Origin of the sequence: Corallococcus sp. NCSPR001, from assembly GCF_017309135.1 — a bacterium.
GTDB lineage: Bacteria > Myxococcota > Myxococcia > Myxococcales > Myxococcaceae > Corallococcus.
In genome coordinates, this window is record NZ_JAFIMS010000002.1 from 6669615 (window position 1) to 6695775 (window position 26161).

Consider the following 26161-nt stretch of genomic DNA (forward strand, 5'->3'; position numbering starts at 1 on the left):
CTGTCATGGCTCGCACGGCCCGGCTCCTTGAGCTCATGCAAGCGCTGCGCAGGCACCGCGCCCCGGTGTCCGGTACGGCGCTGGCGCGGGAGCTCGGCATCTCCATCCGCACGCTCTACCGCGACATCGCGACCCTGCAGGAACAGGGGGCGGACATCCGGGGCGAAGCCGGCGTGGGCTATGTCCTGCGGCCCGGCTTCACGCTGCCGCCGCTGAACTTCTCGGTGGATGAGCTCGAAGCCCTGGTGCTCGGTTCGCGCTGGGTGGCGGTGCGAGGCGATTCGCGCCTCGCGGCGGCCGCTGACAACGCGGTGGCGAAGATCCGGGCCGTGCTGCCGGCGGAGCTGCGTGAGAGCGTCGACGCGGCGGCGCTGACGGTTCCCACCCTCACCCCCGCCGAGCCTGTCCGGGTCGATGTGTCCGTCATCCGGGCGGCCATCCGGAAGGAGCACACGCTGTCCATCGCCTACCGCGACACCGGCGGTGCCCACACGCAGCGCACCCTCTGGCCGCTGCTCCTCGGGTTCTTCGAACGGGTGATGGTCGTCGCCGCCTGGTGCGAGCTGCGGCAGGACTACCGCGCCTTCCGGGTCGACCGCATCCTCGCCGTGGAGGCGACCGGGCTGCGCTATCCGCGCCGCCGCGCCGACCTGGTCAAGGAGTGGCGCGCGAGGCAGCCCCCGCTGACTCCTGCCAGGAACTGACAGTCCCCGGGCGCAGGGTTGCTCCATCCACGAAGGGAGCTCCTGATGCGAACGCTCAACTACCTGCTGCTGCCCGTCCGTTCCCCGCGCGAGAGCGCGAAGCTCTACACCCAGCTGCTCGGCCGTGAGCCGGTCGAGAACTCCGAGACATTCGTCCTCTACGTCCTGCCCACGGGGCTCAAGGTCGGCCTCTGGCTCGCGAGCGAGATGACGCCCACGCCCAGGACTCCAGGCGGGCTCGAGTTGGCGTTCACCGAAGAGAGCCGGGAGGCCGTGCTCCAGACCTACGCGGCCTGGACGAAGCTGGGCCTCAAGGTGCTCCAGGAGCCCACCGACATGGACTTCGGCTTCACCTTCGTCGTCGAGGACCCGGATGGCCACCGCCTCCGCCCGTTCGTCCTCGCCGCGAACCCGCGCTGACGGTGGACGTCTCACGCGTCGAAAGCCAGGGCACCAAGGTGGGACAGCGGCCCGGTCCCCTGGCTTGACGGCGACAATATCCGTAAGCAATAACGGAGTTCATGGATGATGTCGCGAAGCAGGGAACGGGGGCGTTCGGCTCGCGGCTGCGGCGGGTGGTGGAGCGGATGGACCGCGACGTCCACGCCATCTACCAGGCCGCTGGCGTGCGCTTCGAACCGCGCTGGTACGCGGTCTTCACGTCCCTCCGTGACCACGGTCCGCTGACGGTGGGAGAGCTGGCGGAGCGGCTGGGCGTCACGCATGCGGCCGTGAGCCAGGTGCGCACGGCCCTGGAGCGCGAGCGGCTCATCACCGGCGAGGCCGACCCCGTGGATGGCCGGCGCCAGCGCTTGAAGCTCACCGCGCACGGCCGCAAGACCGCCGCGAAGCTCGCGCCGCTGTGGGCCGCCATCCAGACCGCGGCCACCGCGCTCCTCGAGGAAGGCGCGCCCCAGTTGCTCGCCGAGCTGAATGGATTGGAGCGCGCGCTCGACCACCGCGGCCTGCGCGCGCGCGTGGGTGACCTGCTGCACCTCGAAGCGCCAGACGCACCTGGAGCGACCCATGATTCCAAGCGCTGACCGTCTGTTCGTCGCAGTGACCACCCTGTGGCTCGTGACAAGCCCCCTGCCCGCCTTCACGCAGCCTCCCGTAAGTGGCGCCGTCACGGCCCCAGCGCGGCTCACCGCCGCGGAGCGCGATGCGGCGCTGGCCTCCATCCAGGCGGAACTCCAGCGGACCTACGTCTTCCCGGAGAAGCGCGCGGCGCTGGTCGAGCGACTGGAGCGGGAGCGGAAGGCGGGACGCTACAACGTGGACTCGCCAGCGGAGTTCGCCGAGCGCGTCACCGCCGACCTGTCGGATGCCAGCAAGGACCGGCACCTGTACCTGGTGAACGATGCCGCGCGGTACGCCGCATCGAAGGCGCCCAGGGCGCGGGAGACGGACACCGACGCGTACTGGCGTCAGCGGGCCCTGCGCGAACACCACGGCCTCACGGTGCTGCGCGTGCTGCCAGGCAACGTGCGCTATCTGAAGGTCGCCGGGTTCCACTGGGTCCAGGACGAGACCGGCACGGCCTATGACGACGCCCTGCGGTTCCTCAAGGACGGGGACGCGATCATCATCGACCTGCGGGACAACGGAGGGGGCGCCCACGCGGCGGTGCGCTACCTGGTCAGCCACTTTCTCGATGGAGACGTGCCGCTGCTGACCTTTCTCGCGGGCTCCAAGCCTCCCGAGCAGTCCCGGACGCTGGAGCACCTTCCCGCCGGGAGGTTGATGGGCAAGCCCCTGTACGTGCTGATCAACCCGCGCGTGGGTTCAGCAGCGGAAGAGTTCGCCTATCACGTCCAGCAGCTCAAGCTGGGGGAGCTGATCGGCGCCAGGACCGCGGGGGCCGCCAACAACAACACGCTCGTGCCCGTCGCCCCCTGCTTCGTGCTCAGCGTCTCGCATGGACGCCCGGTCCACGCGGTCAGCCAGACGAACTGGGAGGGCGTGGGCATTGCTCCGGACGTGGAGACGCCGCCCGAGCAGGCCCTGGAGGTCGCGCAGTCCCGCGCCTTGAAGAAGCTGCTGGCGGCTCCCGGCCTCGCTCCGGCGCTTCGCTCCGAATACACCTGGGCCCAGACGACGGTCGAAGCCGGGCTGCATCCGGTCTCCGTCCCGCCACGGACCCTCAAGGCCCTGGCCGGGCGCTTCGGGCCGAATGAAGTGTCCTGGCGGGACGGCACACTGTGGCTCCGCCGTGGAAGCCGGCCTCCCGTCCGGCTCACGCCCCTGACAGCGGAGGGGCTGTTCTCCGTGGAAGGGTATGAGGTCCTGCGCGCGCGGCTGACCGGCAAGGCGCTGGAGCTGCTGTGGAGTGACACCCCGGAGCCGGCCGTGTTCGCGCGCGGCTGAACCACCCCGTGGCCTTCAGCTCACGTGGAATGGAATCTGCCGTTCGAACTCGCGGCTGGGGACTCCGATGACGGAGTACGCCGGAGACTGGATGGGCGGCATGGTCTTCAGGATGCGGCGGTGGAAGGTCGGGTAGCTGGCCTTGAACTTCCCCTCGTTCCAGACGCGCAACAGCTTGGCCGTGAAGAGGCCGTTGTATTCGCCGTCGCTGGAGAGCTGGTTGTCCTGGCAACCGGAGATGAGCAGCACCGTGGCCTTGAGCGTCAGCCTCGGGTCATCCTTGGGCAGCCCCTTCAGGATGGCGTCGTACATCTGCTTGTTCTCGCGGTACGTGCGCCGCTCGATGCCCAGGGGCATCTCCTTGAAGCGCTGCTCCGCGGGCTCCGTGGTCCGCAGCGAATCCGCCAGCAGTTGCAGGCTGCCGCTGGAGCGCAGGGCCGCGTAGGCCACGCTGCTCACCGTGCCGCTGTGGCAGCTGTCGGAGAGCATGAAGACGCGCACGCCCGCCTTGAGCTTCCCCATCGCCTGGTAGATTTCGTCGTCGACGAGCTCCCCGTCATACAGACACCACGTCTCATCCAGGCCGTCGTCCTCGTCCCCATTCATGTCGGGGAGTTGGCCGCCGTGGCCCGAATAGGTGAACAGCAAGAGGTCCCCCGCCTGGAGCACCGACGCCGCCTCGCCCAGCTCCGCGAGCACCTTCTCGCGCGTGGCATCCTTCGTGAGGAAGGGACGGACGCGGCTGAAGCCCTGCGCCTTCGCGATGCTGACCATGTCCTCGGCGTCCGCTTCGCATGCTTGCAGCTGGCCATCCCAGCCCGCGTAGTGCTTCGGATCCACCGCGTTCAAACCGATGTTGATGGAATATCCCTGCGCCATGACTGTCTTCTCCTCCCTCACTCACGGTGGAGACGGGTGGCTGCGATGGCAGGGAGGAAGCGGCGCGCGCCGTGTCCTTCCGGCCCTTCGCCGACCAGGAGCCCGGGGCTCGCTCCCTCCGCACCCGTGCGACACGACCGCTCGGCCACCGGATGTCTGTCGCACGGACAGTGCGTTAGGCTGGCGGCCGCATGGTCAAGATCTCCGGCTCCCCTGGCCCCAAGGCGACGCGCGTCGCGAGTGTGGACACGCCTGTCACGCAGGCGCCCTCCGCCGCGACCGTGGCGCCCTCGCGCCGCCCCAACGCCACTTCGTCCATGGCCGCCGCCGTCTCCGCGGGCGCGAAGTCTCCGGCGCAGCGGAAGACGGAGCAGCAGCTCTCCGCGCTCCCGGAGGGCCCCACGCGGCAGGCCCTGATGAAGGCCCTTTCGAGCGGCCTGTCCCCCACCGACGCGGGCGCGATCGCCACAGCGCTGGGCGGACTCAGCCCCGCGCAACAGAAGGACCTGTCGGCCCTGCTGTCGAAGGCGGGCGTCAGCGCCAAGGCCTCGCCCCGCACCGACGCGGACGCGGAGCGCACCTTCATTCTCAAGGCCGTGGCGGGCGGCGCTTCCGGCGCGACGCTCAAGCGGCTGGCGGATCAGATTCGCGGCCGGCCCCCCTCCCATCAGGGCTTCTCCTTCAACCCGCTGTCCGTGTCGGCGGGAGCCACGAAGCGCTCCGCCCCCACCAGCGCGGTGGACGCCGCCGCGGCGAAGCTCAAGACGGCAATGGATGACATCTGGGGCACCGACGAGGCCGCCGTCTTCGAGGCCCTGGAGGGCCTGGATGCATCCCAGCTCAAGCAGGTGGCGGAGAAGTACGAGAAGCTCACCGGCACCCCGTTGGAGGACGCGCTCCACCTGGAGCTGGAGGGCGCGGACCTGAAGCGCGCGCTCACCGCGCTCCAACGTCAGCCGCCAGCCACGGCTTCCGCGCCGGTGCAGGCCTCCACGAAAGCCGCCGCGACCACGAAGGTCGCCGCCGCGTCCGTCAGCGACATCCAGAAGAACCTCGACGCCATCCAGGTGACCTCCAAGGACGAAGGCACCATCCAGCGCGGCAACGCCGTCGAGCTCAACGACCTCATCCCCCGCAACGTCGCGACCCTGAAGCCGCCCAAGGCGAAGGCCTACGCCCCGTTGAAGAAGGCGGTGGAGGCGCGCAACAAGGCGGAGGCCGCCGTCAACGCGGCCACCACGGAGCCCGCGAAGCAGGCCGCGCAGAAGAAGCTCCAGGCCGCGGAGGAGACCGTCAAGGCCGAGGGGGAGAAGGTCAAGGAGTGGCTGAAGAAGTACATTGGCGACAACCCCGCCCTCCGCAGCGCCACCGCGGCGGTGAAGGTCTCCCAACGCGCGCTCGACGCGCTGGAGGCGAAGCAGAAGAAGGCGAAGGTTCCCAAGGACCCCGCCGAGGCGGAGAAGTTCCACCAGGCCCAGAAGACCGCGCTCGACGCGGCGAAGGCGAAGCTCGCCGACGCGCAGGCCCACCAGAAGACGGTGAAGGACGGCCTGCTCGCGCGGGTCGACGCGTATGCGCCGATGGTCGGCGTCAAGCAGACCCGTTCGGACGTCACCGTGAACGGGACCACCGTGCGCATGCGGGATGGCCGTGAGACGGCGTACACGAACTCGTGGAGCGCGGTGGATGGCGGCGCCGTGGCCGGGGACTCGGCCGCGCAGGTCACGTCCCAGTTGGAGAAGAGCGGCATCAGCGAGGACCGGCGGAAGATCCTCGAGTCCATCTCCGGACTGGAGGGCACCTTCAGCAAGGTGAACACCTGGGACATCGGGCGCGTGTCGTGGGGCTTCACCCAGTGGACGCTCGGCAAGAATGGCAACGGGACGCTCGCCGAGTTCATGCGGGACCTGAAGAAGACCGACCCGGCCCAGTACGAGAAGAGCTTCGGCAAATTCGGCATCGACATCGGCAAGGAGGGCGTGGTGCTCACCCGGCCGGACGGCACGGTGCTCAAGGGCGTCGCCGCGGCCGAGGCCATCCGCACCGACGTGAAGCTGGCCGCCGTCTTCATGGCTGCTGGCGCCGACCCGGCCATGCAGCAGGCTCAAATCAAGTTCGCCAACGAGGGGAAGATCTCCGGCACCCGCGACAGGACGGTCTCCGTGACGGGCAGGGACGCGGAGGGGCAGGCCAAGACCGCGAAGCTCAAGCTCAAGGACGTCGTCACCAGCGAGTACGCCACCGCCATCATGACCGACCTGGCGGTCAACGCCGGGTCGGGCGGAAAGGTCGCCGCCGCGGCGCTGGAGAAGTACGTGAAGGACAAGGGCGTGGACCCCGCCAAGGTGAAGGAATGGGGGCCGGACGCGGAGAAGGCCATCATCGCCGCGCTGGAGCACGCGTCGCGCTCGGAGCGGCTGGCGCACCATGCGAAGGCGGGCTTCAGCAAGGAGCCCGGTTCGTTCACGGACTGACAAGAGAAAGGCCCCTTCCCCACGCATGCGGGAAAGGGGCCTCCTGATTCAAGACAGCCGGAGGTGCTTCAGCTCCGGCGGCGGCGGATTGCCGCCAGCGGCAGCCCCGCCAGCGCGAGCGCCCAGAACGGAGCGCTGCTCGCGGCGGCGCAGCCCCCGCCTTCATCCTCGTCGCCGCCCGGCTGCTCCGCCACGGGCGAGCCATTGCCCACCTTGATGCTCAGCTTCGTGGACGCCGCGCGGTCGCCGTCGCTCTTCTGGTCCGCGTTCGTCGAGTTGCCCGCGCCGAAGAGGTTCAGCGTGACGTCCGTGGCGGGCGCGACGAGCGAGAAGTTGAAGCGCAGCTCCGTGCCCGTGAAGGCCTGGGGCGCGGCGTGGGACAGCTCCGTGCCCAGCTTCTTCAGCCCGGTGCCGGCCACGAGGCTCGCCCCCGCGTCGTCCACGGCGATGCCCGCGCCGCCCGTCTTCGCGGCCCCGCCCCGGATGATGAGGGTGTACTGGCCGGTGGCGCCCTTCTCCAGCGTCGAGGGGCCTTCGAACTCCACGGTGGGAGCCGCACCACCCTTGTGGCACGTGTTGCAGGTCGCCGTGTCCTTGCCGGAGTTGCCGGTGATGCCCGTGCTGGTGGCGAAGGCGGACGTCGCCCCCAACAGCGCAATGACAAACACGCCCGCGTGACGCATCGGATTGCCGTTCATGGTCCTGGGTCCTTACGGCTAGCGCAGCTGGAGGAAGGAGAAGGACAGCCCCTGCGTCGTCACCGTGGGCTTGCCGTTGTCGCCCAGCACCCGGAAGGTGGTGGACGAGGCGCCGGCGCCGAACTCGGTGTAGAGCGTCTGGTTCTCGGACTCGAAGAGGAAGACGCTGCCGGAGGTGGACGGGAAGTCGGCCTTCCGCGTGGCGGTCAGCGTGGACAGGTTCAGCTCCCACCACTGCCAGCCCGTGCCGCTCGCGAGCGTGCGCGGATGCGAACCCTCCGACACCGGCGTGAGGCTCTCATCCAGCACGCGCACGTACGCCGTCCCCGGCGTGTGGCTGGGGATGAGCGCGCCCGCGGTCCCACCGCCCACCAGCTCCGCCAGTGAGCGATAGAAGGTCTTGTCGAAGGCGCCCGTCGCAGGGTCGAACCGGAGCAGGCAGGGCTCCGGCGACTCCTCGCCCACCACCCGGCGCGACGCCGCGCCGTACGCCTCCGTCGCGATGTAGACCTTGCCGTCGGTGCCGAGCGCGGCGTCGTGCGTGTAGCCGCAGCGGTCGTCCGTCGCGAGCGAGACGGCGTCCGTCGCCGTGTCGATGGCGACCACGCCCGCCTTCTTCGTGACGCTGTTGCCCTCCACCGGCCGCCAGCCCACGGGCATGAGGATCCGCCCACCGGTCCGCACGACCGCGCCGGAGAACGCCATGATCGTGTCCGGGATGACCAGGGCCTCCAGCCCGAGGCTGCCCGTCACGCTCATCTCCTGGGGGTTCCAGATGACGACCTTCGCGGCGTTACCGTCGAAGAAGTACGCCTTCGTCTCCGAGACGAACTGGAAGTTCGCCTGGTACTCGCCCAGCGACGTCACGCCCTGGGAGCTGAAGCTGACGGTGCCCGAGGCCTCCAGCTTCCCGGCGCTGTTCAGCGTGTAGCGGGTCACCGTGGCGCTCTCGTCGCTCACCACGTAGACGGAGCCCGTCTTGGGGATGCCCACGCCCAGCGCGCGGCCCTTGATCTTGATGGCGCCATCCAGCGACAGGGACGCGGCCTTCTCCGCGTCCGGCGTCACCAGGACGTAGCTGTCGGAGGGGTCCTCCGCGAGCATCTGGGTGGTGATGGCGTACAGCGGACCGTCCGTTCCCGCTTCCTCCTCGTCGCCGCAGCCCGCGAACAGGGACAGGGCAATCGCCGCGGTGGAGAGTCGCAGGGAACGCAAGGCAAACAGATGCTTCATCGGCAGTGGCCTCTTCGAATGGGGGGATGAGCGCCTGCCCTTCTCAGCCGGGACGGGGACCCGAACATGAAAACGATAGGCATTCTCAATTTCAGTTTCTGTAGAGGTCTGGACGCGTGATGTCAAGAAAGAGGAGCGTTCTCCTCGAACCCTGACTACCTCGGGTGGGGCGGGACCCGGGCACTCGCCCCTATAGTCCCCTCATGAAGGACGCCTCCGCCCCGCTCCGCTCCATCGTCGCCCTGCCCCTGACTCCGGAGGGCTTCGCTCCCTTTGGCGACGTCGTGTCCGCCGGGCTCAAGAGCGGCGCTTCGGCGAACCAGGGCACCGCGGTGCGCTTTGACTGGTCCGCGCGGCTGGAGAATGGCCGGCCGGGTGCGAAGCCGAACCTCGCGGTGTTCCGCTCCGTGCCGCAGCCGCTTCCCTTCACGGTGAAGCTGCTCGAACACCATCCGCAATCCAGCCAGGCGTTCCTGCCCATGCGCTGCTCGCGCTTCCTCGTCTGCGTCGCGCCGGCCGCGCCTTCGGGAGGGCCCGACCTGGATGGGCTCGTGGCGTTCGTCTGCGGCCCTGGCCAGGGCGTGAACTACCACCAGGGCGTGTGGCACCACCCCATCATCGCGCTCGATGAACCGGCCGAGTTCGCGATGCTGGCGTGGGAGGACGGGGGCGCGGAGGACTGCGTCGTGCGGCAGTTCTCCACGCCTGTCTCCGTCGTCGTGGGCTGAGCGGTCCCCTACCCTTCGGTCTTCGGCTGACGCGCGAGCCACGCGCGCCACTCCTCCGCCGTTTCGTACTTCTCACCGGAGAGCTGCTTCAGCACCAGGACCGCGGGATCCCTGTTGATGGGCAGTTGGAGCGCGGACATCTCCACCAGCGCCTGTCCCAGCTTCTGGATGAGCCCGGCCCGCTGCGCCTTCAGCTCCTCCGGCGACAGGTCGTCCAGCAGGTAGGTGAGGAGGTAGGTCGCCTTGTTGCGGTCCATCGACGTGGGCAGGAGCACCGCGTCCGCCACCTCGGCCACGGGAAGCAAGGGCTGCTTCGCGGCCTGCTGCATGGCCGTCAGCACGCGCAGCACGCTGTTGCGCGCCCCATCAGCCGGATCGCGGATGAAGGGCCGCAGGGATTCGACGATCTCCTGGGCCGTGGATGCATAGGCCAGCAGGAAGGCGGCGGCGGCCCGCTTCTCCGCGTCCGCGTCCTCGCGCAGGACCGTGGTCAGCGCGGCCACGTGCCCTGGCACCTTCGCGATGAACTCGGGTTCGAAGGCCGCCAGGTCCGGATGGCCAAACCCGCCAATGCAATGCGCGATCTTGCAGGAGGAGTCCTCCGCGAGCTTGCCCTGCATCTGGAGCTGCTCCAGGCGCTCGTCATAAGCAAGCCACCGGGCAATCAATCCCTCCGGATCCACAGGATGGCCCTTGGGTGGGGCGAGGAACCGGGCCCGGACCGCGGCATCCTCCGCGTCCACCATGTCCACCACCAAGAAGGCGCTGCCCTTGAGCTCTTCGGCGAAGAACAGGGTCATGGCCGTCCGGGCGAAGACGAGGTTGTACTGCTCGCGCAGCAGCTGATCCTTCTGCCGGAAGATCGCACCGCTGTAGACGATGGGCTTGCCCACCTCCAGCCCCAGCACCTGGCGGACCGTCTCCCGGTCCACCCGCCGCGAGCCAAAGGCATCCACCCCCTGGAGCGTCGGCACCGGGAACGGCGGTTCGGGGGCCTTCGACAGGTTTGCGCGCGCCTCCGCCACGATGCCGCTCCAGGCGGGCAGCGCGTGCAGCGCCGCCAGCTCCGGGTTGTATTCGAGGTGATCCGCGTCGAAGTAGCCGCCCTGGACCGCGCGCTTCAGCACGTCCACGGCCGCGTCCACGTGCCCCGCGAGCGACGCACACCCCGCCGCCCGGTAGAGGGACTCCGCGCGGTCCGGCCCCTCCGCGTCCGCCTCACCGGCGGCCTGGAACCGCTCGGCGCACCGCTCGAACTCCAGTGCCTTGTAGGCCTGGTCCGCTTCCGCGGAGAGCTGCCGGGCCCGCGCGGCCGGGTCGTCCGCCGGCTTCGGACCATGCGCACAGCCCGCACCCAACGCGACCAGACCCAACGCCATCACGAATCGCATCTGGACCAACCTTTCGAGAAAGCGCGTATCTCATGCAAGCTGCGAGCAGGTTGCAAGGAGCGCCAACCATGGCCAATGCCATCTCGAAGACCGCGTACTACACCCTGGGCTGCCGGGCGGAGGACGCGCGCAAACCTCGGCCGCTGTGCAATGACACCTTCGCCGCCCGCTTCATGGATGACGAGGCGCGGCAGATCTGGTCCCGGTTCCAGTACTTCGACCGGCCCAACGCGAGCAACGCCGCGCGGCATCAGATCATCGACGCGCTGGTGCAGGAGGAGCTGGACCGCGCGCCCGACGCACGGGTGGTGGTGCTGGGCGCGGGCTTCGACACGCGGGCCTACCGTCTGCGTGGAGGCCGGTGGCTGGAGGTGGACGAGCCCGCCATCCTCACGCTCAAGGACGCGAAGCTGCCGGTGACGGAGGCGAAGAATCCGCTCGAGCGGCTGCCCATCGACTTCGCGACGGAGTCACTCGCCCGGAAGCTGGAGCCATTCAAAGACTCGCGGCGCACGCACGTCATCATCGAGGGCGTGCTCATGTACCTGTCCACCGCGCAGCGCCGGGACATGCTCACGGTGCTCCAGCAGGTGTTCCCCCACCACGCCGTGTACTGCGACCTGATGCGCGAAAGCTTCCAGCGCGAGTACAGCCGCGACCTGCACGCGGTGCTCGCCAGCATGGGCGCGTCCTTCCAGGACATGACGGACACGCCGGAGTCGCTCTTCCTGGAGGCGGGCTACCAGGCCGCGTCCTCCACCTCCGTCCCCCTGCGTGCCCTGGAGCTGGCCGGGAAGCGCGTCCCGGCGTTCATCGTCCGGCGGTTCATGCGGCCGGTCCGCGACGGCTACCGCATCTGGAAGTTCGAGCGGAGCTGACGCCTCACTTCGCCTTGGGCGCCGGGGAGGACTGCCCCAGCGCCACGCTCCCCAGGATGAGGGTGCCCGCCACCAGCATGGTGGGCGTCAGCGGCTCGCCCAGGAGCAGCCAGGCCCAGGTCAGCGCGAACAGCGGCACCAGGTAGGTGACGACGGAGGCGCGCGGCGCGCCGATGCGCTGGATGAGGCGGTAGAACACCGCGTACCCGAGCCCGGTGCAGAGGACGCCCAGGGCCGACGCCGCCAGCCAGGGCCGCAGGCCGATGGGCTCCGTGGGCCACATGAATACCGCGAAGGGCAGCATCAGCACCGCGCCGCAGGCGAGCGTGGCGGCGGCGACCGCGGCGGCCGGCAGCCCGGTGAAGTGGCGGCGCACCAGGTTCGAACCGATGCCGTAGAGGAACGCGCCCGTGGTCCCCGCCGCCACGGCCCCGGCGACGCTCGCGCCCGCCGCCTTGCCGCTGGCCAGCACGACCACGCCGGCGAAGCCCGCGAACAGCGCCATCGCGCGACGGGGCCCGATGCGCTCGCCGTAGAAGAGGAACGCCACCAGGGCGGTGAAGAGCACCGCCATGCTGTTGGTGATGGCCCCCACGCCCGCGGGGGCCTGCCGCGCGGCCCAGGCGAACAGCGAGAAGGGCACCGCCGCGTTGATGACGCCCACCAGCGCCAGCCGGGGCCACAGCTCAGGACGGAGGGTCGAGCGCGCGCGCCACAGGAAGGGCATCAGCACCGCCGCGCCCAGCACCAGGCGCAGCGCCACCAGCGGAACGGGGCCGAAGGCCGGCGCCGCGATGCGCAGGAACAGGAAGGACGCGCCCCAGATGGCGGCGAGCCCGCCCAATTCCAGAGGCGTGAGCCACGCCCGGTTGAAGGTAGGAGTCACGGCCTGGGGATGGGTGAGACCGGAAGCGCTCATGGCGGCCCCCTCGTGCGAGGAAGGAATCTGATTTCTGTCTGGCCCTCTCTTCACGCCTGCGCCCTTTCTTCACAAGCGCATCCTTTCCGTGGCAGACATGAGCCAGATTTGAGGCTCGTCCCCATGCCCCTTCACACCGACCTGCTCCCCGCCCTGGCGGCCTTCGAGTCCGCCGCCCGGCACCAGAACTTCGCTCGCGCGGCGGAGGAGCTGCACCTGACCGCCAGCGCCGTCAGCCACCACGTCCGCAAGCTGGAGGACCGCCTGGGCGTCACCCTCTTCCAACGGCATGCCCGGGGCGTGGCGCTGACGACGGAGGGCAGGCAGCTCGCGGACGCCGCCAGCAACGCGCTGTCGGACATGGACCACGTGCTCGGGGGCCTCAAGCATTCGCGGGACGAGGACGCCGTGGTGCGCGTCACCACGGTGCACTCGCTGACGTACGCGTGGCTGTTGCCGCGCCTGCCGGAGTTCGCCACGCGGCATCCACGCATCCGGATCCACGTGGACACGGAGATGGCGCTCACCCGCTTCGACGAAGGAGGGCCGGACCTGGGCATCCGCTACGGGCAGGGGCCCTGGCCGGGCCTGAGCGCGCAGCCGCTCATGGACGACGCCCTGTTCCCCGTGGCCTCCGGGCGGCTCGCGGGCATCGAGCACGTGCGCGACGCGGCGGACGTGGCGAAGCTCCCGCTCATCGCGGACCTGAGCCGCCAGGGCTGGCAGGACTGGTTCCGCTCGGCGGGCGTGCGCGGGGCCCGGTTCGAGGAGCGCTACAGCTTCAGCGACACCACCGGCGCGCTGATGGCCGCGGTGCAGGGCCTGGGCGCGGCGCTGGCGCGCGAGAAGATCGCCACGCCCTACTTCGCGGACGGCCGCCTCCTCCGGCTGCCCGGCCCCATCGTGCCCACCCGCGCCAGCTACTTCGTGGTGTACCCCACGCACCGGAGGCTGCGCCCCGCCGCGCGCCTCTTCGTGGACTGGCTGCTGGCGCAACGCGACAGCGCGTCCGTACCGCCACCGCCCGCGACGCAAGGTGTTGCACGGTCCCAATGACATGCAGCGATCCGGCGCGGCGGTCTCCGAGCCCACGGCCTCCGTGACCGAAGCCCAGGCCCGTCAGATGGAGGACACCTCGCAGGTGTGCAGCGAGGAGCACCCCGCCAACGAGCAGTCCCTCACCGCCGGCACCTGAGCCTCGGTCCGCTTCGTCGCGAGGCCCGGGCCTCGCGGCCGGTCCCTCCGTCACACGGACCGGCCGTGCGCTCCGGCGGTGAGTCCTCCGCTCGCCTCCAGGCAGCCAGGCATCCCCTGCACTTTCGCTTGTGTCCGCCTCCCCTGCTCCGTAGGTTGCGGGCAGTTATATGGGCTCCCATACAAATCAGCCGCCGCCCCAGGACGTCTCCATCGAGGTGCGCGCGGCCATGGACGGTGTGCGCCGGCTGGTGCGCCTGCTGCGGGTCTCCGCTCGCGCCTCCGAACGGCTGGTGGGCATCAGCGGCGCCCAGCTCTTCATCCTCCAGGAGCTGGCGGAGAGCGGGCCGTGCTCCATCAACGCGCTCGCGGAGCGCACGCTCACGCACCAGAGCAGCGTGTCCGTCGTCGTCACGAAGCTGATCGAGCAGGGGCTGGTGAGCCGCCGCCGCTCCGACGAGGACGGCCGCCGCGTGGAGGTGGCGCTGGAGCCCAAGGGCCGCGCGCTGGTGCGCAAGGCGCCGCCCATGGCCCAGGCGCGGCTCATCTCCGGGCTGCGCGGGTTGAAACCCGACGTGCGCGCGGGACTGGTCCAGGGGCTGGACGCCTGGGTGCGCGCCCTGGGGCTCGACGGGGATGTGGCCCCGCTCTTCTTCGAAGACGAAAGCTCGCGCCCTTCGCGGCGCCGCAAGACACAGGAGCACAGCGATGAAGAAACCTGATGTGGAACGCATCGAAGAGGGCCTGGGCGAGGGCTCCGAGGCGCGGTCCGGCCTCCCCGTGGCCCCGTCGATGGGCCCCGCGCTCGCCAGCCTGCGCACCCCTCCTGTCTCCGCGTCGGTGGACTCGCGCACCGTGCTCATCAGCGGCATGGCGGTGGCGCTCGCGCTCGTCGCGGGGCTGGTGGCCCAGGGGCTGGGCGCCCTCATCCACTTCGTCACGAACCTGGCCTTCTTCGGACGGCTGTCCGTGCAGCCGGTGTCGCCCGAAAACAACACGCTGGGCGGCTGGGTGGTGCTGGTGCCCGTGGCGGGCGCCCTCATCGTGGGGTTGATGGCGCGCTACGGCTCGCGGGCCATCCGGGGCCACGGCATCCCGGAGGCCATGGAGCAGGTGCTGTTCAACCAGAGCCGCATCCCGCCCCGCATGACGCTGCTCAAGCCGCTGTCGGCGGCGATCGCCATCGGCACGGGCGGCCCGTTCGGCGCGGAGGGGCCCATCATCGCCACGGGCGGCGCGCTGGGGTCTCTCTTGGGACAGGGGCTCCACGTCACGGCGGATGAGCGCAAGGCGCTGCTCGCCGCGGGCGCCGCCGCGGGCATGGCCGCCACGTTCGGCGCGCCGGTGTCCGCCGTGCTCCTGGCCGTGGAGCTGCTGCTCTTCGAGCTCAAGCCCCGCTCCGTCATCCCCGTGGCCCTGGCCACCGCCACCGCCACCGGCGTGAGAATCGCCTTCATGGGCGGCGCGCCCGCGTTCGCCATCCCGGACCTGACGACGCCGTCGGGCAGCGCGCTCGCGTTCTACGGCGTGCTGGGGCTCATCATCGGCGCCGCCTCCGTGGCGTGCACGCGCGCGGTGTACTGGCTGGAGGACCTGTTCGAGAAGCTGCCCCTGCACTGGATGTGGTGGCCCGCGCTGGGCGCCATCGTCGTGGGCGTGGTGGGCTACTTCTCCCCGCGCACGTTGGGCGTGGGCTACACCAACATCGAGGACATCCTGTCCGGCCGCTTCGTGGGGACGGCGATGATCCTCTTCTGCGCGCTCAAGTTCATCTCCTGGTCCGTCGCGCTGGGGAGCGGGACGTCCGGCGGCACGCTGGCGCCCCTCTTCACGCTGGGCGGCGGCCTGGGCTCCGGCCTGGGGCTGCTGGCCACGCAGCTGTTCCCCCACCTGGGCGTGGACGTGCGCGTCGCGGCGCTGGTGGGCATGGCCGCACTCTTCGCGGGGGCGTCCCGCGCGCTGCTCGCGTCGGTGGTGTTCGCCTTCGAGACCACGCGGCAGCCGATGGGCCTCTTGCCGCTGCTCGCCGGCTGCGCGGCGTCCTACCTGGTGTCCGCGCTGCTCATGCGGCACTCCATCATGACGGAGAAGCTGGCCCGCCGCGGCGCCCGCATCCCCACGGAGCTGGGCGCGGACGCGCTGGGGACGGCGCTCGTGCGCGACCATGGCCTCAAGGTCGTGGTGACGCTGCGGGCGGACATGCTCCTGGAGGAGGTGCGCGCGTGGCTTGCGTCCGACGCCTCGGGCGCCCACCACCAGGGCTTCCCCGTCGTGTCCCGGGAGGGCGAGCTCATGGGCGTCGTCACGCGCAGGGACCTGCTGGATGGCCACGCGAGCGAAGGCCGGCGGCTGCGCGACGTGGTGAAGCGCCCGCCCGCGGTCGTCTTCGAGGACAGCTCGCTGCGCGAGGCGGCGGACCTGATGATGGACGAGGGCGTGGGCCGTCTGCCCGTCGTCACCCGCGCGCGGCCCCAGCACGTCGTGGGCATCCTCACCCGCAGCGATCTCCTCGCGGGCCACCGGCAGCGGCTGGCGAACGCCCGCACGCGGGAGCGCGGCCTGGGCCCCGCGCGTCCCCCGGCGCCCCGGACCGCGTGAGGGTCCCGGCTCAGGTCGTCGCGGCGGCCCGGGCCGGAGCGGCCTTCGCCTCCTGCTCGCGGCGCAGCGCCGCGAGCGTCTGGCGGATGCCTTCCGCGTACGGTGTCTTGTGCACCGTGCCCAGAAGCCCGCGCAGCGCGGAGTCGTCCAGCAGCACGGGGTTCGTGAGCAGGTAGTACATCTCCACCAGCTCGCGCATGAAGGGATCGAAGAGGCCCGCGAGCCGCACCATCCCCTTCCCCATCGTCATCGTCTTCGGCGCGTGGCCTGCCTGCGCGTACATCTCCTTCACCATCTCGCGCTGGGTGGTGACGCCCGCGCCCGCCAGGTTCCAGAAGCGGCCGTACGCGCGCGGCTCGTCCATCAGCGCGGTGACGATGGGGCCCACGTCGTCCACGAAGACGAACTCATGCGGCGCGTCCAGCGGCCCGATGAGCGGCGCGCGCTTCCCCTGGTTCGCCGCGACGAAGGCCCGGTACAGGAAGCTGCGCTCCACGCCCGACCCGTAGAAGTCCGGCAGCCGGAGGATGGTGCCCTTGATCCTGCCCGCGGCGTCCGCCTCCAGCAGCAGGTCCTCCTGGGCCTTGCGCATGCGGCCCTTGTAGGAGTTCGGCTCGCGCGGATGGGATTCCGTCACCGTCGCGGCGCGCGGCAGGCCGTACGGATACACCGTGCCGATGAGCACCACCCGCTCCACGCCCTCCGCGATGGCCGCGTCCAACGTGCGGCGCATCAGCTCCGGGTGCAGGTGGAACTGCCAGTAGTTCACCCCCACCATGTAGATGAGGGTCCGCACGCCCCGCGCCGCGGCACGGATGGAGGCCGGGTCCTCCGGATTCCACGTCACCACCTCCGCCCGGGGGTCCGCGCCAAACTCCCTGCGCAGGCTGCCCTCCGAGCGCCCCACCACCCGATAACCCCGCCCCTGTGCCTGGAGCGCCCGCGCCACGGACTGACCGATGACGCCCGAGGCCCCGAACAACGCCATCGTTTCCATGTCGCTCTCCTGAAGGAATTGAACGCCCGAGCTTTTTATGAACAGCGTTCTGTGAACACCGTTCATCTATTGCTGGATGTTCATTCCGTCAAGCCCTACCCTCGTGACATGGGCATCACGGAGCGCAAGGAGCGACAGCGGGCGGAGCTGCGGGAGCACATCCTCCGGGTGGCTCGGGACATGGTGATGAAGGAGGGGTTCGGGGCCCTCTCCATGCGCAAGCTGGCGGACGCGGTGGAGTACGCGCCCGCGACGCTCTACCTGCACTTCGAGAACCGCGACGCCATCGCGCGCGAGCTGTGCGTGCGCGGGTTCCAGGAGCTGCTCGCGCTGCTGGAGCCGGCGGCCGCCGTGAAGGAGCCGGTGGAGCGGCTGTCACGCCTGGCCCAGGCCTACTTGAGCTTCGGCCTGGAGCACCCGGAGACCTACCGCCTCATCTTCATGGAGGACCCCAAGCTGTCCGCGGAGCTCTTCCAGGACAAGCAGCACGGAGAAGGCCCCCGGTCCTTCGCATTGCTGGTGAGGGCTTGCGAGGACCTCAAGGCGGCCGGCCGGGCCCCGGAGGCCACACCCGCGGAGCAGTTGGCGGAGGTCTTCTGGGCGGGGCTGCACGGCATCATCAGCCTCAAGCTCACCTGCACCGGATTCCAGGGATCACCGGCGGAGGTGCTGGCGCAAACGCTCGTCGCCACGCTGGTGCAGGGCTCGAAACCCGGAAAACGCACCCGGTAGGCTCTTTGGATCAGGGCGCGTCCACGTGCCCGATACCTTCTTTTTGCATTCCGGGTTGGATGCGGCCTGTTTCATGGGAGGGGCTGGCGGGCCACCGGGCGGCCGCCAACTGGCATCCCCGTGACACGCTGTGTGAATATTGGACGTCCCATGAAAAGGTCCCCTTCAACCCATCCCGGTGAGTCGGGTCAGGCGCTCGTGGAGTCGGCGCTGGTCATCCCGGTGATGGTGTTCCTCATCCTGGGCATCCTCCAGTTGGGGACGCTCCACCATGCGCGGCTGATGACGGAATACGCCGCGTACCGGGCGGCGCGCGCGGGCATCGTCAACAGCGGCGACTGCGAGATCATGAAGAAGGCGGCCTACGTGGCGCTGCTGCCCACCCTGGGGCCACCGAAGTCCGGCGGCAAGGGCCGCGTGGACACGCTCATCAACGTGGCGCTGGTCCATGACGCGTACACGGACGAGAAGCTCGAGGACCAGAACCAGCGCTACCAGGAGGTGAACCTGGAGCGCGTGCGGGTGGAGGTGCTCAACCCCCGCCGCAGCCAGCTGCCCACCCTCTTCTCCTCCTATGGCTCGCACCTGTCGGGCCTGGAGGTGGACTTCGACGACATCCGCAACGCGCAGGTCATCGAGGCCAACCTCCTCACGGTGCGCATCACGTACTTCTACGAGATGCGCATCCCGTTCGCGAACTGGCAGCTGCACGCCTTCTACATGGGCCGCGAGGCGCTCAACGGCCTGGCCATGCGGGGCGTCAACTTCACCACCCAGAAGGTGAACGGCGGCAGCCTCACGGACCACCTGGAGGACCAGGGCACGGGGAAGAGCAAGGACCACAAGAAGATCCGCACGCTCGCTGAAAGCAACGTCTTCGCCATCCCCGTCGTGTCCACCTATTCGATGCGCATGCAGTCCAACTTCCTCAACGGCGCGCATGGCCCCACCTCGTGCGCCGTGGACGGCTAGCGCCTCCCCCGGCGACAGCCAGAAGGACCCCCTCGGATGTTTCGGATCTTGCGAAGACTGCGGCGCGACGAGCGCGGGCAGGCCATGGTGCTTGGGGTGGTGGTCATGCTGGTGCTGGCCGTCACCATCATGACGTCGGTGGGCATTGGCCAGGGCGTCTACGAGAAGATCAAGCTGCAGGACGCCGCGGACGCGCAGGCGTACTCGCTGGCGGTGAAGGAGGCGCGGGCCTACAACTTCCTCGCGTACACCAACCGCGCGATGATCGTGCACTACTCCGCGATGCTCACGCTGATGTCCTACGTGAGCCACGCGGTGTACCTGGACCGCACCATCGGCGTCGCGGCCAAGTACCTGCAATACATCCCCGGCATTGGCGCCATCTTCACGGCCGTGAAGACGGCGATAGATGCCTGGAAGGTGACGGTGGAGACCGTCTCACGACTGCTCATCCCCGTCATCACAGCGCTCAACATCGCGCTCTGGCTGGCCCAGGAGGCCATGCTCACGGGCACCCTCTTCGACCTCTACACCACGAAGGGGCACGGGGACGTCATCGCGAAGACCGACCCTCGGGCGGAGGTCACCGAGGACATGGACTCCGGGCAGTCCTTCAACAACGCGTCCGTGTCCTCGCTGTTCGGCAACCCGAGCGACATCAACTACTCCAACGCCAAGAACTTCCTGCACGTGCTGGACGACGGCCCCTTCAGCAGCAGCCCCACCATGGGCGTGGACCCCACCGGCATGCTCACGCGGGGCAAGCTGGTGACGGGCAACAAGCTGTCGGATCCGAACATGGCCAAGTACCGCCTGCTGATGGGCAACCTGGCCAACGGCGTGCGCCGGCCGTGGACGGCCGAGGGCCAGGGGCCCATCCTCATTGGCCGCAGGTGGGAGTTCAACCTGTGCGTCGTCATTGGCCAGCTGCGCATCCGCAAGACGGCGGACAGCCAGATCAAGAGCTTCGACGAGAACTTCGAGAACAACCGCAAGGATCAGCTCTTCGCATCGGACGACATCCGCATCGAGGTGCGCCCCACCTGCTTCCTGTTCGGCTGGAGCGACGTCTTCCGGCTGCGCTTCCGGGCGGCGGCGGACAACCGGGGCGGCTTCCACCAGGAATACGGCAGCAACAAGACGGATGACCACCACCCGTGGCTGGGCATCACGCCGTTCATCACGTCCGACACCAGCTTCGTCAGCCCCCGGCAGAACCACTTCGGCTACCCGTGCAACCTCATCGTCCTGGGCAAGGACATGGGCGCGGAGAAGTCCGGCAAGAAGCCCGTCTACGAGCTGGAGAACCTGAAGAACAACGCGTTCATGGAGGGCAGCGGCGACGGCAAGTACAACACCGCGGAGAACAACGACGAGGGCATCCGCGAGTCGTACCTGGACATGACCTGGGAGTACGTGGGCGGCAAGCAGGACGGCTACGCGGCGGACTTCCGCCAGCGCACGGGCGGCATGATGGCCATGGCGGTGGGCCGCGCCATCTATCACCGCCCCAACGCGTGGAAGGAGGAGCCCAACTTCTTCAACCCGCTCTGGACCGCGCGCCTGGCGCCCGTGCAGACGCACTGGGACGCGGATCACCTCAAGTGGCTGGTGCCCGCATGGGAGGACAGCGAATGGCTCATTCAAGGCATCAACTACTGATGCGCCGGAGCCGCGCATCGCGGGGAGCGGCGACGGTGGAGCTGGCGCTGCTGGCGCCGCTGCTCGTCGTGCTCGTCCTCTGGGCGAACTACTTCTGGGAGGTGCAGCGCGCGCGCATCAAGATGGCGGAGCTGGCGCGCTTCGTGGCCTTCGAGCGCACCATGCGCCAGGACGTCTCCACCATCGCGGCGGAGGCGCGCCAGCGCTACCAGGACCTGGATGGCTCCACCAAGACGGGAACCCTGGGCACGGCCTACCGCAACGGCCTCACGATCCAGGTGCAGGCCCAGAACGCGGACGCGCCGCTCGAAGGCGTGGAGATGTCCAAGATGGGCGGGCAGGCCGGCGTGGGCGGCATCGCGGGCGCGGCCATTGGCGCGCTGGGCGGCTCGCCGGAGCAGCTGGTCCAGGACATGGGGTTCGACCCCAGCGTGGGAGCGGTCCAGGCGGACGTGCGGGTCCGGATGGTCAACCACATCATCCCCCGGGAAGTGGCCCTCTACACGACCGGCTTCGACGGCAACCAGCTGGACCTGAACTTCCAGGAGCACTTCTACCTCTTCCACGACACGTGGAAGGCGTGGGGGCCAGGGGACGCTCCGTCGCAGACGTATCCGCGCGTGGAGCAGCTCACGCATGACCGCTCCAGCAAGATTGTCTACGCGGGCGTCAGCGGCGGGGCCATGAACTCCATCTCGGCGGTGCTGTCCGTGCTGGGGCTCGACTTCCCCTTCTCCGACGAATACATCCGCCAGTCCGTGCTCATCCGCGCGGTGCCAGACGCGGGCCGTTTCAACGCGGTCCGGCCGACGCGCACGGTGCCCGGTGACGTGCTCCAGGCCGCCTACTGGCGCAACGACACCAGCTACTGCTACGGCAACTGCGAGCCCAACGACATCCGCACGAAGCGCGGCCTCTCCAACTCCGGAGGCCGGGGCGACAACTGGCCCATGCGCTCCTACCGGTGCCGGGGGAACTTCTTCCAGGGCGCGATCATCTCCAACCAGCCGGAGTCCGTCTACACGCAGTCCACGACGGCGGCGGCGGCGTACTTCCGCTACAACAGCGACGCCTGCACCCCATGAGCGGGCTGACGGACCGCACGGGCGCGCTCACGCGCTGGCTGGGACTGGGCGGGTTGCTCGCGCTCGTGGCCACCGCCGCGCTCTTGAAGGACCCTCCGGCCCCGGCGACGGAGGCCCCTGCGAGGCCGCCCGCCTCGCCGGAGATCGCCCTGCCCCCGGCGCCGCCGTTTCCGGATGCGGGCGTGGGCCGGGTGACGCGGGTCATCCCGCCCTTCCCCGGCGCGGTGATGGTGCCCATGGGCCGGCTGGTGACCAACGGCAGCCCCATGGAGATGCTCTACTTCGAGACGGACCACCCGCCGGGCGAGGTGCTGGAGTTCTACGCGCGGGAGTTCCGGCTGCGGGGCCGCCACATCGTCACGCAGGACGACGGCGCGGGCGGCGGCTCCGTGAACTACTACGACGAGCGGCTGGGCGCGCTGGTGGCCGTCACCACCATCCGCGTGGGCGGCGCCACGACGCGCACGCTCGTGTTCCCCTCGCTGGTGGAGGCGCGCGAGGGCATCCACCTGCAGGGCACGGCGCCCGCGTCGCTGCCGCAGCCTCCAGGCGCGGTGACGGTGCTGCGCGTGGACGAAGGCAACGAAGGCCTGAGCGCGGGCAGCACCACGCTCACGCAGGTGGCGCATGGCACGCCCCAGATGCTCGCGGAGTTCTACCGGGCGCAGCTGCCCTCCCGTGGCTACGCGCCCTCGGGCCGGCGGTTCTCGCGCGGCGTGGAGGTGCTCGACTTCGAGCGCGCGGGTGAGCGGCTGTCGCTGACGCTGGCGCCGCTCGACAAGGACGGCCCCCCCGAATCCCTCATCACGTTCGTGCTCGAGCGTGCTCCCCTTCCCCAGGAGTCGAATCGATGAATGGCTGGTTGTCGCGTGGCTACCGGTGGATGCGGCGTCCCCGCTCGCGGGGGCAGGCCATGGCGGAGTTCACGGTGATGCTGATGGCGTTCATGTTCGGCGTGGGCGCCATCACCACGTTCGCGCCAGAGATGTTCGCGGCGCTCACCATCTACATCCGCGGCTTCTACTGCGTGCTGGGCTACCCGTTCGGCTGAGGCGGGTGCGCAGGGGTCAGGGCACGGGCATCCGGGGCAGCATCAGCGGCACCGAGTCCAGCGTGGGCTTCGCCCCGGTGCCGCTCTTCCGCGCCGTCCAGGTGACGTCCGCGTCGCGCAGGGACTCCACGCCGAACACCGGCACCCGGGCCGCCGTCACCACGGTCATCCGCTGACCGGACTCCAGGCGGAAGGTCTGCTCGTGGCCCTTGCCGGCGAAGGGGCCTTCGCGCACGTCGGTGTCGCGCTGGCGGACGAGCGCTCCCCGGAGCCCGGCGTGGTCCGCGACGAGGTCCACCGGAATGGCGACGGGGGTGTTGGGCGGCACGGTGATGGCCAGCCGCTCCACCATGGCGCGGCCCGTCCCGGCGCGAGCCACCCAGGCGATGATGAGGGCGCGGGGGGATGTCTGGTAGTCCAGCTCCACCTGGTAGAGCGTGTCGCGTTCGCGCGGCGTCTCGCCCACGATGGCGGCGCGCACGGGGAAGGTGACCTGCTTCGAACGGACGGTGTATTCCACCCACGTGCCCACGACGGGCTGGAGCTGGCCGTAGAGCAGCAGGGGTGGCACCAGGGCGCGCGCCTCCGAGAGGCGCTCGGGGGCGATGGGCGGATCCGCGGGGGTGGGCGTTCCCGCGTCGGAAGGAGCCGCCGCCGCGGTGGGCGGGGCGGGGGCGAGGCCCGCGTCGGGCGCGGCGGAGGTGGCCGGCGTGGCGGAGAGCAGCACGGCGGTGCACACGGGACACAGGAGGCGGCGCATGGGAACAGCACTATCGGTCCGGGGCTCCACGCCGGACAAGTCCGGGGGACACATGGGACGGCTCCTGACGCTGTTCGCGTTGCTGCTCGTGGGCCTGGGGGCCCTGCCCGCGCGGGCGCAGGACAGCGCGCCGGATGCGTTGTTCGGCCTGCCGCTGGTCGTGCGTGAAGGCGGCTGGGCGCGCTACGTGAACACGTCGCCGGACGGGCCTCCGCAGTTCGTCATCAAGCTGGGCGGGGCGGGACGGCATGAAGGCAAGCGCGGCCGGTGGGTCCTCCTCGAGCTCGACGTGCCCGCCGCCGGACGCGTGGGCTTCGACTTCCTGGTGGAGGGCGAGCGCTTCAGCGCGAAGAGCGTGCTGCTCATGCGCTTGCGCGTGCCCGGCCGTCCGCCGAACGACACGCCCGCGCCGTTCAACAAACCCGGCGCCGACCGGCGGCCCCACCCGCTGCGCGAGACGACGGAGACCATCGCCGGCAAGAAGCTGGCGGTGTCCGAGTACTCGTACGCCGGAGGCACCATCGCCCAGTGGTCCCCCAGCGTCCCGGTGCTGGGCCTGGTGAGCGTCTCCGGCACGCAGTCCTTCCGGCTGGAGGCCTTCGGCGTGGGCGGAGACCCGTGGAACGACGCTACTTCCGCCGGGAAATAAGGCCCGCGCCGACGAGCGCGGTCCGCACCGCGTCCTCGTCCGAGCTCGCGAGCCGCGAGGACAGCAGCAGCCGCGTCCCGTGCCCCGCCTGGAGGCGCACGCGGGGCAGGTCTCCCTTCTCCCGCTGGAGCGTGAACCACTCCAGCCGGGAGAACGGCGTGCGCCGCCCCAGCGAATCAATGAAGCCCGTGGGCCCCAGGAACAGCGCGGGCACGCCATGCAGGCCCACGCCCGCGAGCCACCCGGCGACGCCCAGGCAGAACGTGGCCAGCGCGGGCCGCCCCTCCGAGGAGAAGAGCCGCAGGCCCACCAGCGCCAGCACGGCCATGGTCGCGAGCACCAGCGCATAGGAGCCCATCTCCGCGCGCGAGCGCAGCGCCAGGAGCCTCCCGCCGCGCAAGAGCCCCACGAGCGCCCCCAGCGCCACGAGCGCCAGGCCCGCCGAGGCCACCGCCACGCCCAGCGCCATCATCCCGGGACGGCCTCCCAGCTCCCGCGACTCGCGCACGAGCCACGCGGCGCAGCCCGCGAAGAAGAGCAGCGTCACGCCCTGGAAGGCGGCCGTGGCGATGGGGCGCGTGGGAAGGCTTCGAGACGTCACGAGACCTTCCTACACCATCGCGCCCCGCCGGGAGCACTCAGGGCGCGGTGTACTCCCGCGAGCGATAGTTGAGCCGGACCGCCTCCGTCTGCCCGTGCAGCAGCGGGTCCTGGTAGATGCAGGAGCCCCCGGGCAGGCCCGCGCAGCGCGGCGGCAGCATCCGCTCCATCACCTGATGGATCAGCGCGTCCGACAGCGCCTGCCCCGCGAAGTGCGAGGACCGCGCGTGGATGAACCGGGAGAGGGCCAGGGGCGCGACCCAGGACGTGGTGGCCCGGGTGATGGGCAGGATGTCCACGCCAAAGGCATCCACCTGGAGCAGCGGCGTCCGGTTGTGCTCGAAGGGCCGCTGGGGCAGCACGCCCGTATTCACATACAGGTCCACGTTGGCCCGTCCCGGCCAACCGCCGAGGGACGCATGCGAGCCCTGGCCCTCCGCGTCCAGTCCGGACTCGAGCACCGTGAAGAACCCCACCCGCAGCCGGTTGGGAAACGCCTCCGACGCGAAGTCGAAGGGATTGTCCTCGGGGCTGACGGCGTCGATGGCGGCCTGGGCCGTGAAGACGCCCGGCGTGTGGAAGAGCGCGGAATAGATGGGCGTATAGGCCTCCAGCTTCCCGCGCAGCACGCCGTCGTCGGGAAGAGGCCCCTGGCAGGACGCCAACCAGTCCTCGCGCACGGAGGCCAGCGTCACGCCCGAGCTCAGGTTGACGTAACGCACGCCGTGCTCCGCCATCAGGGCACGCAGCCCGTCCGCGACGAGCGAGGCCTTCGCCCGGAGGCGCTCGAAGGACGCGGGCGTCCCGGAGGCGTCGCAGAACTCCTCGGCCGCGAAGGTCTGGAAGCGCAACGTGTCCAGCAGGACCAGGGACTGGTGCGGGTTGTTCTCCACCAACAACGAGAACACGAAGCTGCCATGGCCCGCGCTGGCGTTGGCCTGGGCGGGGTACGTCTCCGAGAGCAGCGGCTCCAGCGAGCGGAGTTGCTCCGCGGGGAGGAAGTCCGGCGACGCGAATGACTGGAGCACCCGGTAGAGCGTGACGGGGAGCCGCCAGGAGAAGGAGACCGGCGCCAGGCGCCCCTGCCCGTCCGCCCGGAAATACCCCCGGAGGCGGTTCTGGTAGCGCACCGCCCGGAGCGGCAACGAGGGGAAGTCGTCGATGACGAGGAGGGCCTCGCCGCTGTCGTGGCGCATCGCGAACGCGCCAGGGTCGAAGGCGAAGTCGCCCCACTCACACCCATCCCCCTCCGGGTGCTCCCGGAAGCACGTGTCCGCCAGCACGGCCTCGCGCGCGGTCCGGAGCCTCGCGGCCAGGGCGGGATCCAGCTGCTCACCCAGGGGCGGCGTGCCCTCGGAAGGGACAGGCGCGCCGCAGGCGCAGAGCGCCCCCAGGAGCAGCGCGGAGAACCAGGGCAGGACGGGTGGCATCACGGGCTCGCTGGAAGACGGTGTCGCCAGACATACGGACCGAGCCCCGCGTCCGGGCGCGAAGAAACCTCTGGCATCCCATGGTTCCGGCACAACCAGAAAAAACCGCTTTAGATGAATTTACCTATCACCTAGAATCTTTCCGACGTCGCGGTCCCGG

The 26161-nt window shown here is 70.1% G+C and carries 27 protein-coding genes; 18 read left to right on the top strand and 9 right to left on the bottom strand.

Annotated elements, in window-relative coordinates; genetic code table 11:
• Positions 1-5: 5 nt before the first annotated feature.
• The 4 genes from JYJ93_RS28735 (at position 6) to JYJ93_RS28750 (ending at position 3071) form a co-directional block, all read left to right on the top strand.
• Complete coding sequence (locus JYJ93_RS28735) at positions 6-704, top strand: YafY family protein (protein ID WP_206797530.1); 699 nt, start codon at positions 6-8, stop codon at positions 702-704.
• Between the two features lie 45 nt (positions 705-749).
• Positions 750-1124 carry a VOC family protein gene (locus JYJ93_RS28740; protein WP_206797534.1) on the top strand — a complete coding sequence of 125 codons (375 nt, stop codon included), beginning with the start codon at positions 750-752 and terminating at the stop codon, positions 1122-1124.
• 101 nt (positions 1125-1225) lie between these two features.
• The gene (locus JYJ93_RS28745; protein ID WP_206797535.1) at positions 1226-1747 is read left to right on the top strand and encodes a MarR family transcriptional regulator; all 522 of its coding nucleotides are present in this window, start codon (positions 1226-1228) and stop codon (positions 1745-1747) included.
• Positions 1731-3071, top strand: coding sequence for a S41 family peptidase (locus JYJ93_RS28750; RefSeq protein ID WP_206797536.1), 1341 nt, complete (start codon positions 1731-1733; stop codon positions 3069-3071). Before JYJ93_RS28745 ends, JYJ93_RS28750 begins: the two co-directional genes overlap by 17 nt.
• Positions 3072-3086: 15 nt before the next feature.
• Here the strand turns inward: JYJ93_RS28750 and JYJ93_RS28755 are convergent, their stop codons facing one another.
• A complete protein-coding gene (locus JYJ93_RS28755; protein ID WP_206797537.1) occupies positions 3087-3950 on the bottom strand; it encodes a caspase family protein in 864 nt (287 codons plus the stop codon).
• Positions 3951-4141: 191 nt separating this feature from the next.
• Between JYJ93_RS28755 and JYJ93_RS28760 the strand changes: the two genes are divergently transcribed.
• Positions 4142-6424, top strand: coding sequence for a hypothetical protein (locus tag JYJ93_RS28760; protein ID WP_206797538.1), 2283 nt, complete (start codon positions 4142-4144; stop codon positions 6422-6424).
• 68 nt (positions 6425-6492) lie between these two features.
• On the opposite strand, the gene JYJ93_RS28765 is transcribed toward JYJ93_RS28760, so the two are convergent.
• Both JYJ93_RS28765 and JYJ93_RS28770 read right to left on the bottom strand, forming a co-directional pair.
• A complete protein-coding gene (locus JYJ93_RS28765; RefSeq protein ID WP_206797539.1) occupies positions 6493-7122 on the bottom strand; it encodes an MXAN_6652 family MXYO-CTERM-anchored protein in 630 nt (209 codons plus the stop codon).
• An 18-nt stretch (positions 7123-7140) separates the two neighbouring features.
• Positions 7141-8337 carry an MxcI protein gene (locus JYJ93_RS28770; RefSeq protein ID WP_242543962.1) on the bottom strand — a complete coding sequence of 399 codons (1197 nt, stop codon included), beginning with the start codon at positions 8335-8337 and terminating at the stop codon, positions 7141-7143.
• A gap of 221 nt (positions 8338-8558) precedes the next feature.
• Here JYJ93_RS28770 and JYJ93_RS28775 point away from each other — a divergent pair, with 221 nt between their 5' ends.
• Entirely contained in the window at positions 8559-9083 is a 525-nt protein-coding gene (locus JYJ93_RS28775; RefSeq protein ID WP_206797542.1) for an ureidoglycolate lyase, read from the top strand.
• Between the two features lie 8 nt (positions 9084-9091).
• Here JYJ93_RS28775 and JYJ93_RS28780 read toward each other — a convergent pair whose 3' ends face one another.
• Positions 9092-10474, bottom strand: coding sequence for a hypothetical protein (locus JYJ93_RS28780; RefSeq protein WP_206797544.1), 1383 nt, complete (start codon positions 10472-10474; stop codon positions 9092-9094).
• Positions 10475-10542: 68 nt separating this feature from the next.
• Here JYJ93_RS28780 and JYJ93_RS28785 point away from each other — a divergent pair, with 68 nt between their 5' ends.
• Positions 10543-11352, top strand: a complete 810-nt coding sequence (locus JYJ93_RS28785; protein ID WP_206797546.1) for a class I SAM-dependent methyltransferase — start codon at positions 10543-10545, stop codon at positions 11350-11352.
• Between the two features lie 4 nt (positions 11353-11356).
• Here JYJ93_RS28785 and JYJ93_RS28790 read toward each other — a convergent pair whose 3' ends face one another.
• Complete coding sequence (locus JYJ93_RS28790; protein ID WP_206797548.1) at positions 11357-12271, bottom strand: EamA family transporter; 915 nt, start codon at positions 12269-12271, stop codon at positions 11357-11359.
• Positions 12272-12394: 123 nt separating this feature from the next.
• On the opposite strand from JYJ93_RS28790, the gene JYJ93_RS28795 reads away from it, so the two are divergent.
• The 4 genes from JYJ93_RS28795 (at position 12395) to JYJ93_RS28810 (ending at position 16063) form a co-directional block, all read left to right on the top strand.
• Positions 12395-13327 (top strand): LysR substrate-binding domain-containing protein, encoded by a 933-nt coding sequence (locus tag JYJ93_RS28795; protein ID WP_206797550.1) that lies wholly within the window; start codon positions 12395-12397, stop codon positions 13325-13327.
• Between the two features lies 1 nt (position 13328).
• The gene (locus JYJ93_RS28800) at positions 13329-13466 is read left to right on the top strand and encodes a hypothetical protein (RefSeq protein ID WP_206797559.1); all 138 of its coding nucleotides are present in this window, start codon (positions 13329-13331) and stop codon (positions 13464-13466) included.
• Between the two features lie 169 nt (positions 13467-13635).
• Positions 13636-14187: a MarR family winged helix-turn-helix transcriptional regulator gene (locus tag JYJ93_RS28805; protein WP_206797561.1), complete on the top strand. Its 552-nt coding sequence runs from the start codon at positions 13636-13638 to the stop codon at positions 14185-14187.
• Positions 14174-16063, top strand: coding sequence for a chloride channel protein (locus JYJ93_RS28810; RefSeq protein ID WP_206797564.1), 1890 nt, complete (start codon positions 14174-14176; stop codon positions 16061-16063). The genes JYJ93_RS28805 and JYJ93_RS28810 overlap by 14 nt, the downstream gene beginning before the upstream one ends.
• A gap of 10 nt (positions 16064-16073) precedes the next feature.
• Here the strand turns inward: JYJ93_RS28810 and JYJ93_RS28815 are convergent, their stop codons facing one another.
• Positions 16074-17060, bottom strand: coding sequence for an NAD-dependent epimerase/dehydratase family protein (locus JYJ93_RS28815; RefSeq protein WP_206797566.1), 987 nt, complete (start codon positions 17058-17060; stop codon positions 16074-16076).
• A gap of 108 nt (positions 17061-17168) precedes the next feature.
• Between JYJ93_RS28815 and JYJ93_RS28820 the strand changes: the two genes are divergently transcribed.
• The 6 genes from JYJ93_RS28820 (at position 17169) to JYJ93_RS28845 (ending at position 22562) form a co-directional block, all read left to right on the top strand.
• On the top strand, positions 17169-17792 hold the full coding sequence (locus JYJ93_RS28820; protein WP_206797568.1) for a TetR/AcrR family transcriptional regulator: 624 nt from the start codon (positions 17169-17171) through the stop codon (positions 17790-17792).
• A gap of 150 nt (positions 17793-17942) precedes the next feature.
• Positions 17943-18764 carry a TadE family protein gene (locus tag JYJ93_RS28825; protein WP_206797570.1) on the top strand — a complete coding sequence of 274 codons (822 nt, stop codon included), beginning with the start codon at positions 17943-17945 and terminating at the stop codon, positions 18762-18764.
• A gap of 48 nt (positions 18765-18812) precedes the next feature.
• Positions 18813-20426: a pilus assembly protein gene (locus JYJ93_RS28830; RefSeq protein ID WP_242543963.1), complete on the top strand. Its 1614-nt coding sequence runs from the start codon at positions 18813-18815 to the stop codon at positions 20424-20426.
• On the top strand, positions 20426-21511 hold the full coding sequence (locus JYJ93_RS28835) for a pilus assembly protein (protein WP_242543964.1): 1086 nt from the start codon (positions 20426-20428) through the stop codon (positions 21509-21511). The genes JYJ93_RS28830 and JYJ93_RS28835 overlap by 1 nt, the downstream gene beginning before the upstream one ends.
• A complete protein-coding gene (locus JYJ93_RS28840; RefSeq protein ID WP_206797574.1) occupies positions 21508-22365 on the top strand; it encodes a hypothetical protein in 858 nt (285 codons plus the stop codon). The genes JYJ93_RS28835 and JYJ93_RS28840 overlap by 4 nt, the downstream gene beginning before the upstream one ends.
• Positions 22362-22562, top strand: a complete 201-nt coding sequence (locus JYJ93_RS28845; protein ID WP_206797576.1) for a hypothetical protein — start codon at positions 22362-22364, stop codon at positions 22560-22562. The genes JYJ93_RS28840 and JYJ93_RS28845 overlap by 4 nt, the downstream gene beginning before the upstream one ends.
• 16 nt (positions 22563-22578) lie before the next feature.
• Here JYJ93_RS28845 and JYJ93_RS28850 read toward each other — a convergent pair whose 3' ends face one another.
• Positions 22579-23322 carry a hypothetical protein gene (locus JYJ93_RS28850; protein WP_206797578.1) on the bottom strand — a complete coding sequence of 248 codons (744 nt, stop codon included), beginning with the start codon at positions 23320-23322 and terminating at the stop codon, positions 22579-22581.
• On the opposite strand from JYJ93_RS28850, the gene JYJ93_RS28855 reads away from it, so the two are divergent.
• A complete protein-coding gene (locus tag JYJ93_RS28855) occupies positions 23321-23971 on the top strand; it encodes a hypothetical protein (RefSeq protein WP_242543965.1) in 651 nt (216 codons plus the stop codon). The genes JYJ93_RS28850 and JYJ93_RS28855 overlap by 2 nt on opposite strands.
• On the opposite strand, the gene JYJ93_RS28860 is transcribed toward JYJ93_RS28855, so the two are convergent.
• Both JYJ93_RS28860 and JYJ93_RS28865 read right to left on the bottom strand, forming a co-directional pair.
• Complete coding sequence (locus tag JYJ93_RS28860; protein WP_269012368.1) at positions 23952-24572, bottom strand: hypothetical protein; 621 nt, start codon at positions 24570-24572, stop codon at positions 23952-23954. The genes JYJ93_RS28855 and JYJ93_RS28860 overlap by 20 nt on opposite strands.
• A gap of 37 nt (positions 24573-24609) precedes the next feature.
• The gene (locus JYJ93_RS28865) at positions 24610-26001 is read right to left on the bottom strand and encodes a hypothetical protein (RefSeq protein ID WP_206797580.1); all 1392 of its coding nucleotides are present in this window, start codon (positions 25999-26001) and stop codon (positions 24610-24612) included.
• Positions 26002-26161 lie beyond the last annotated feature (160 nt).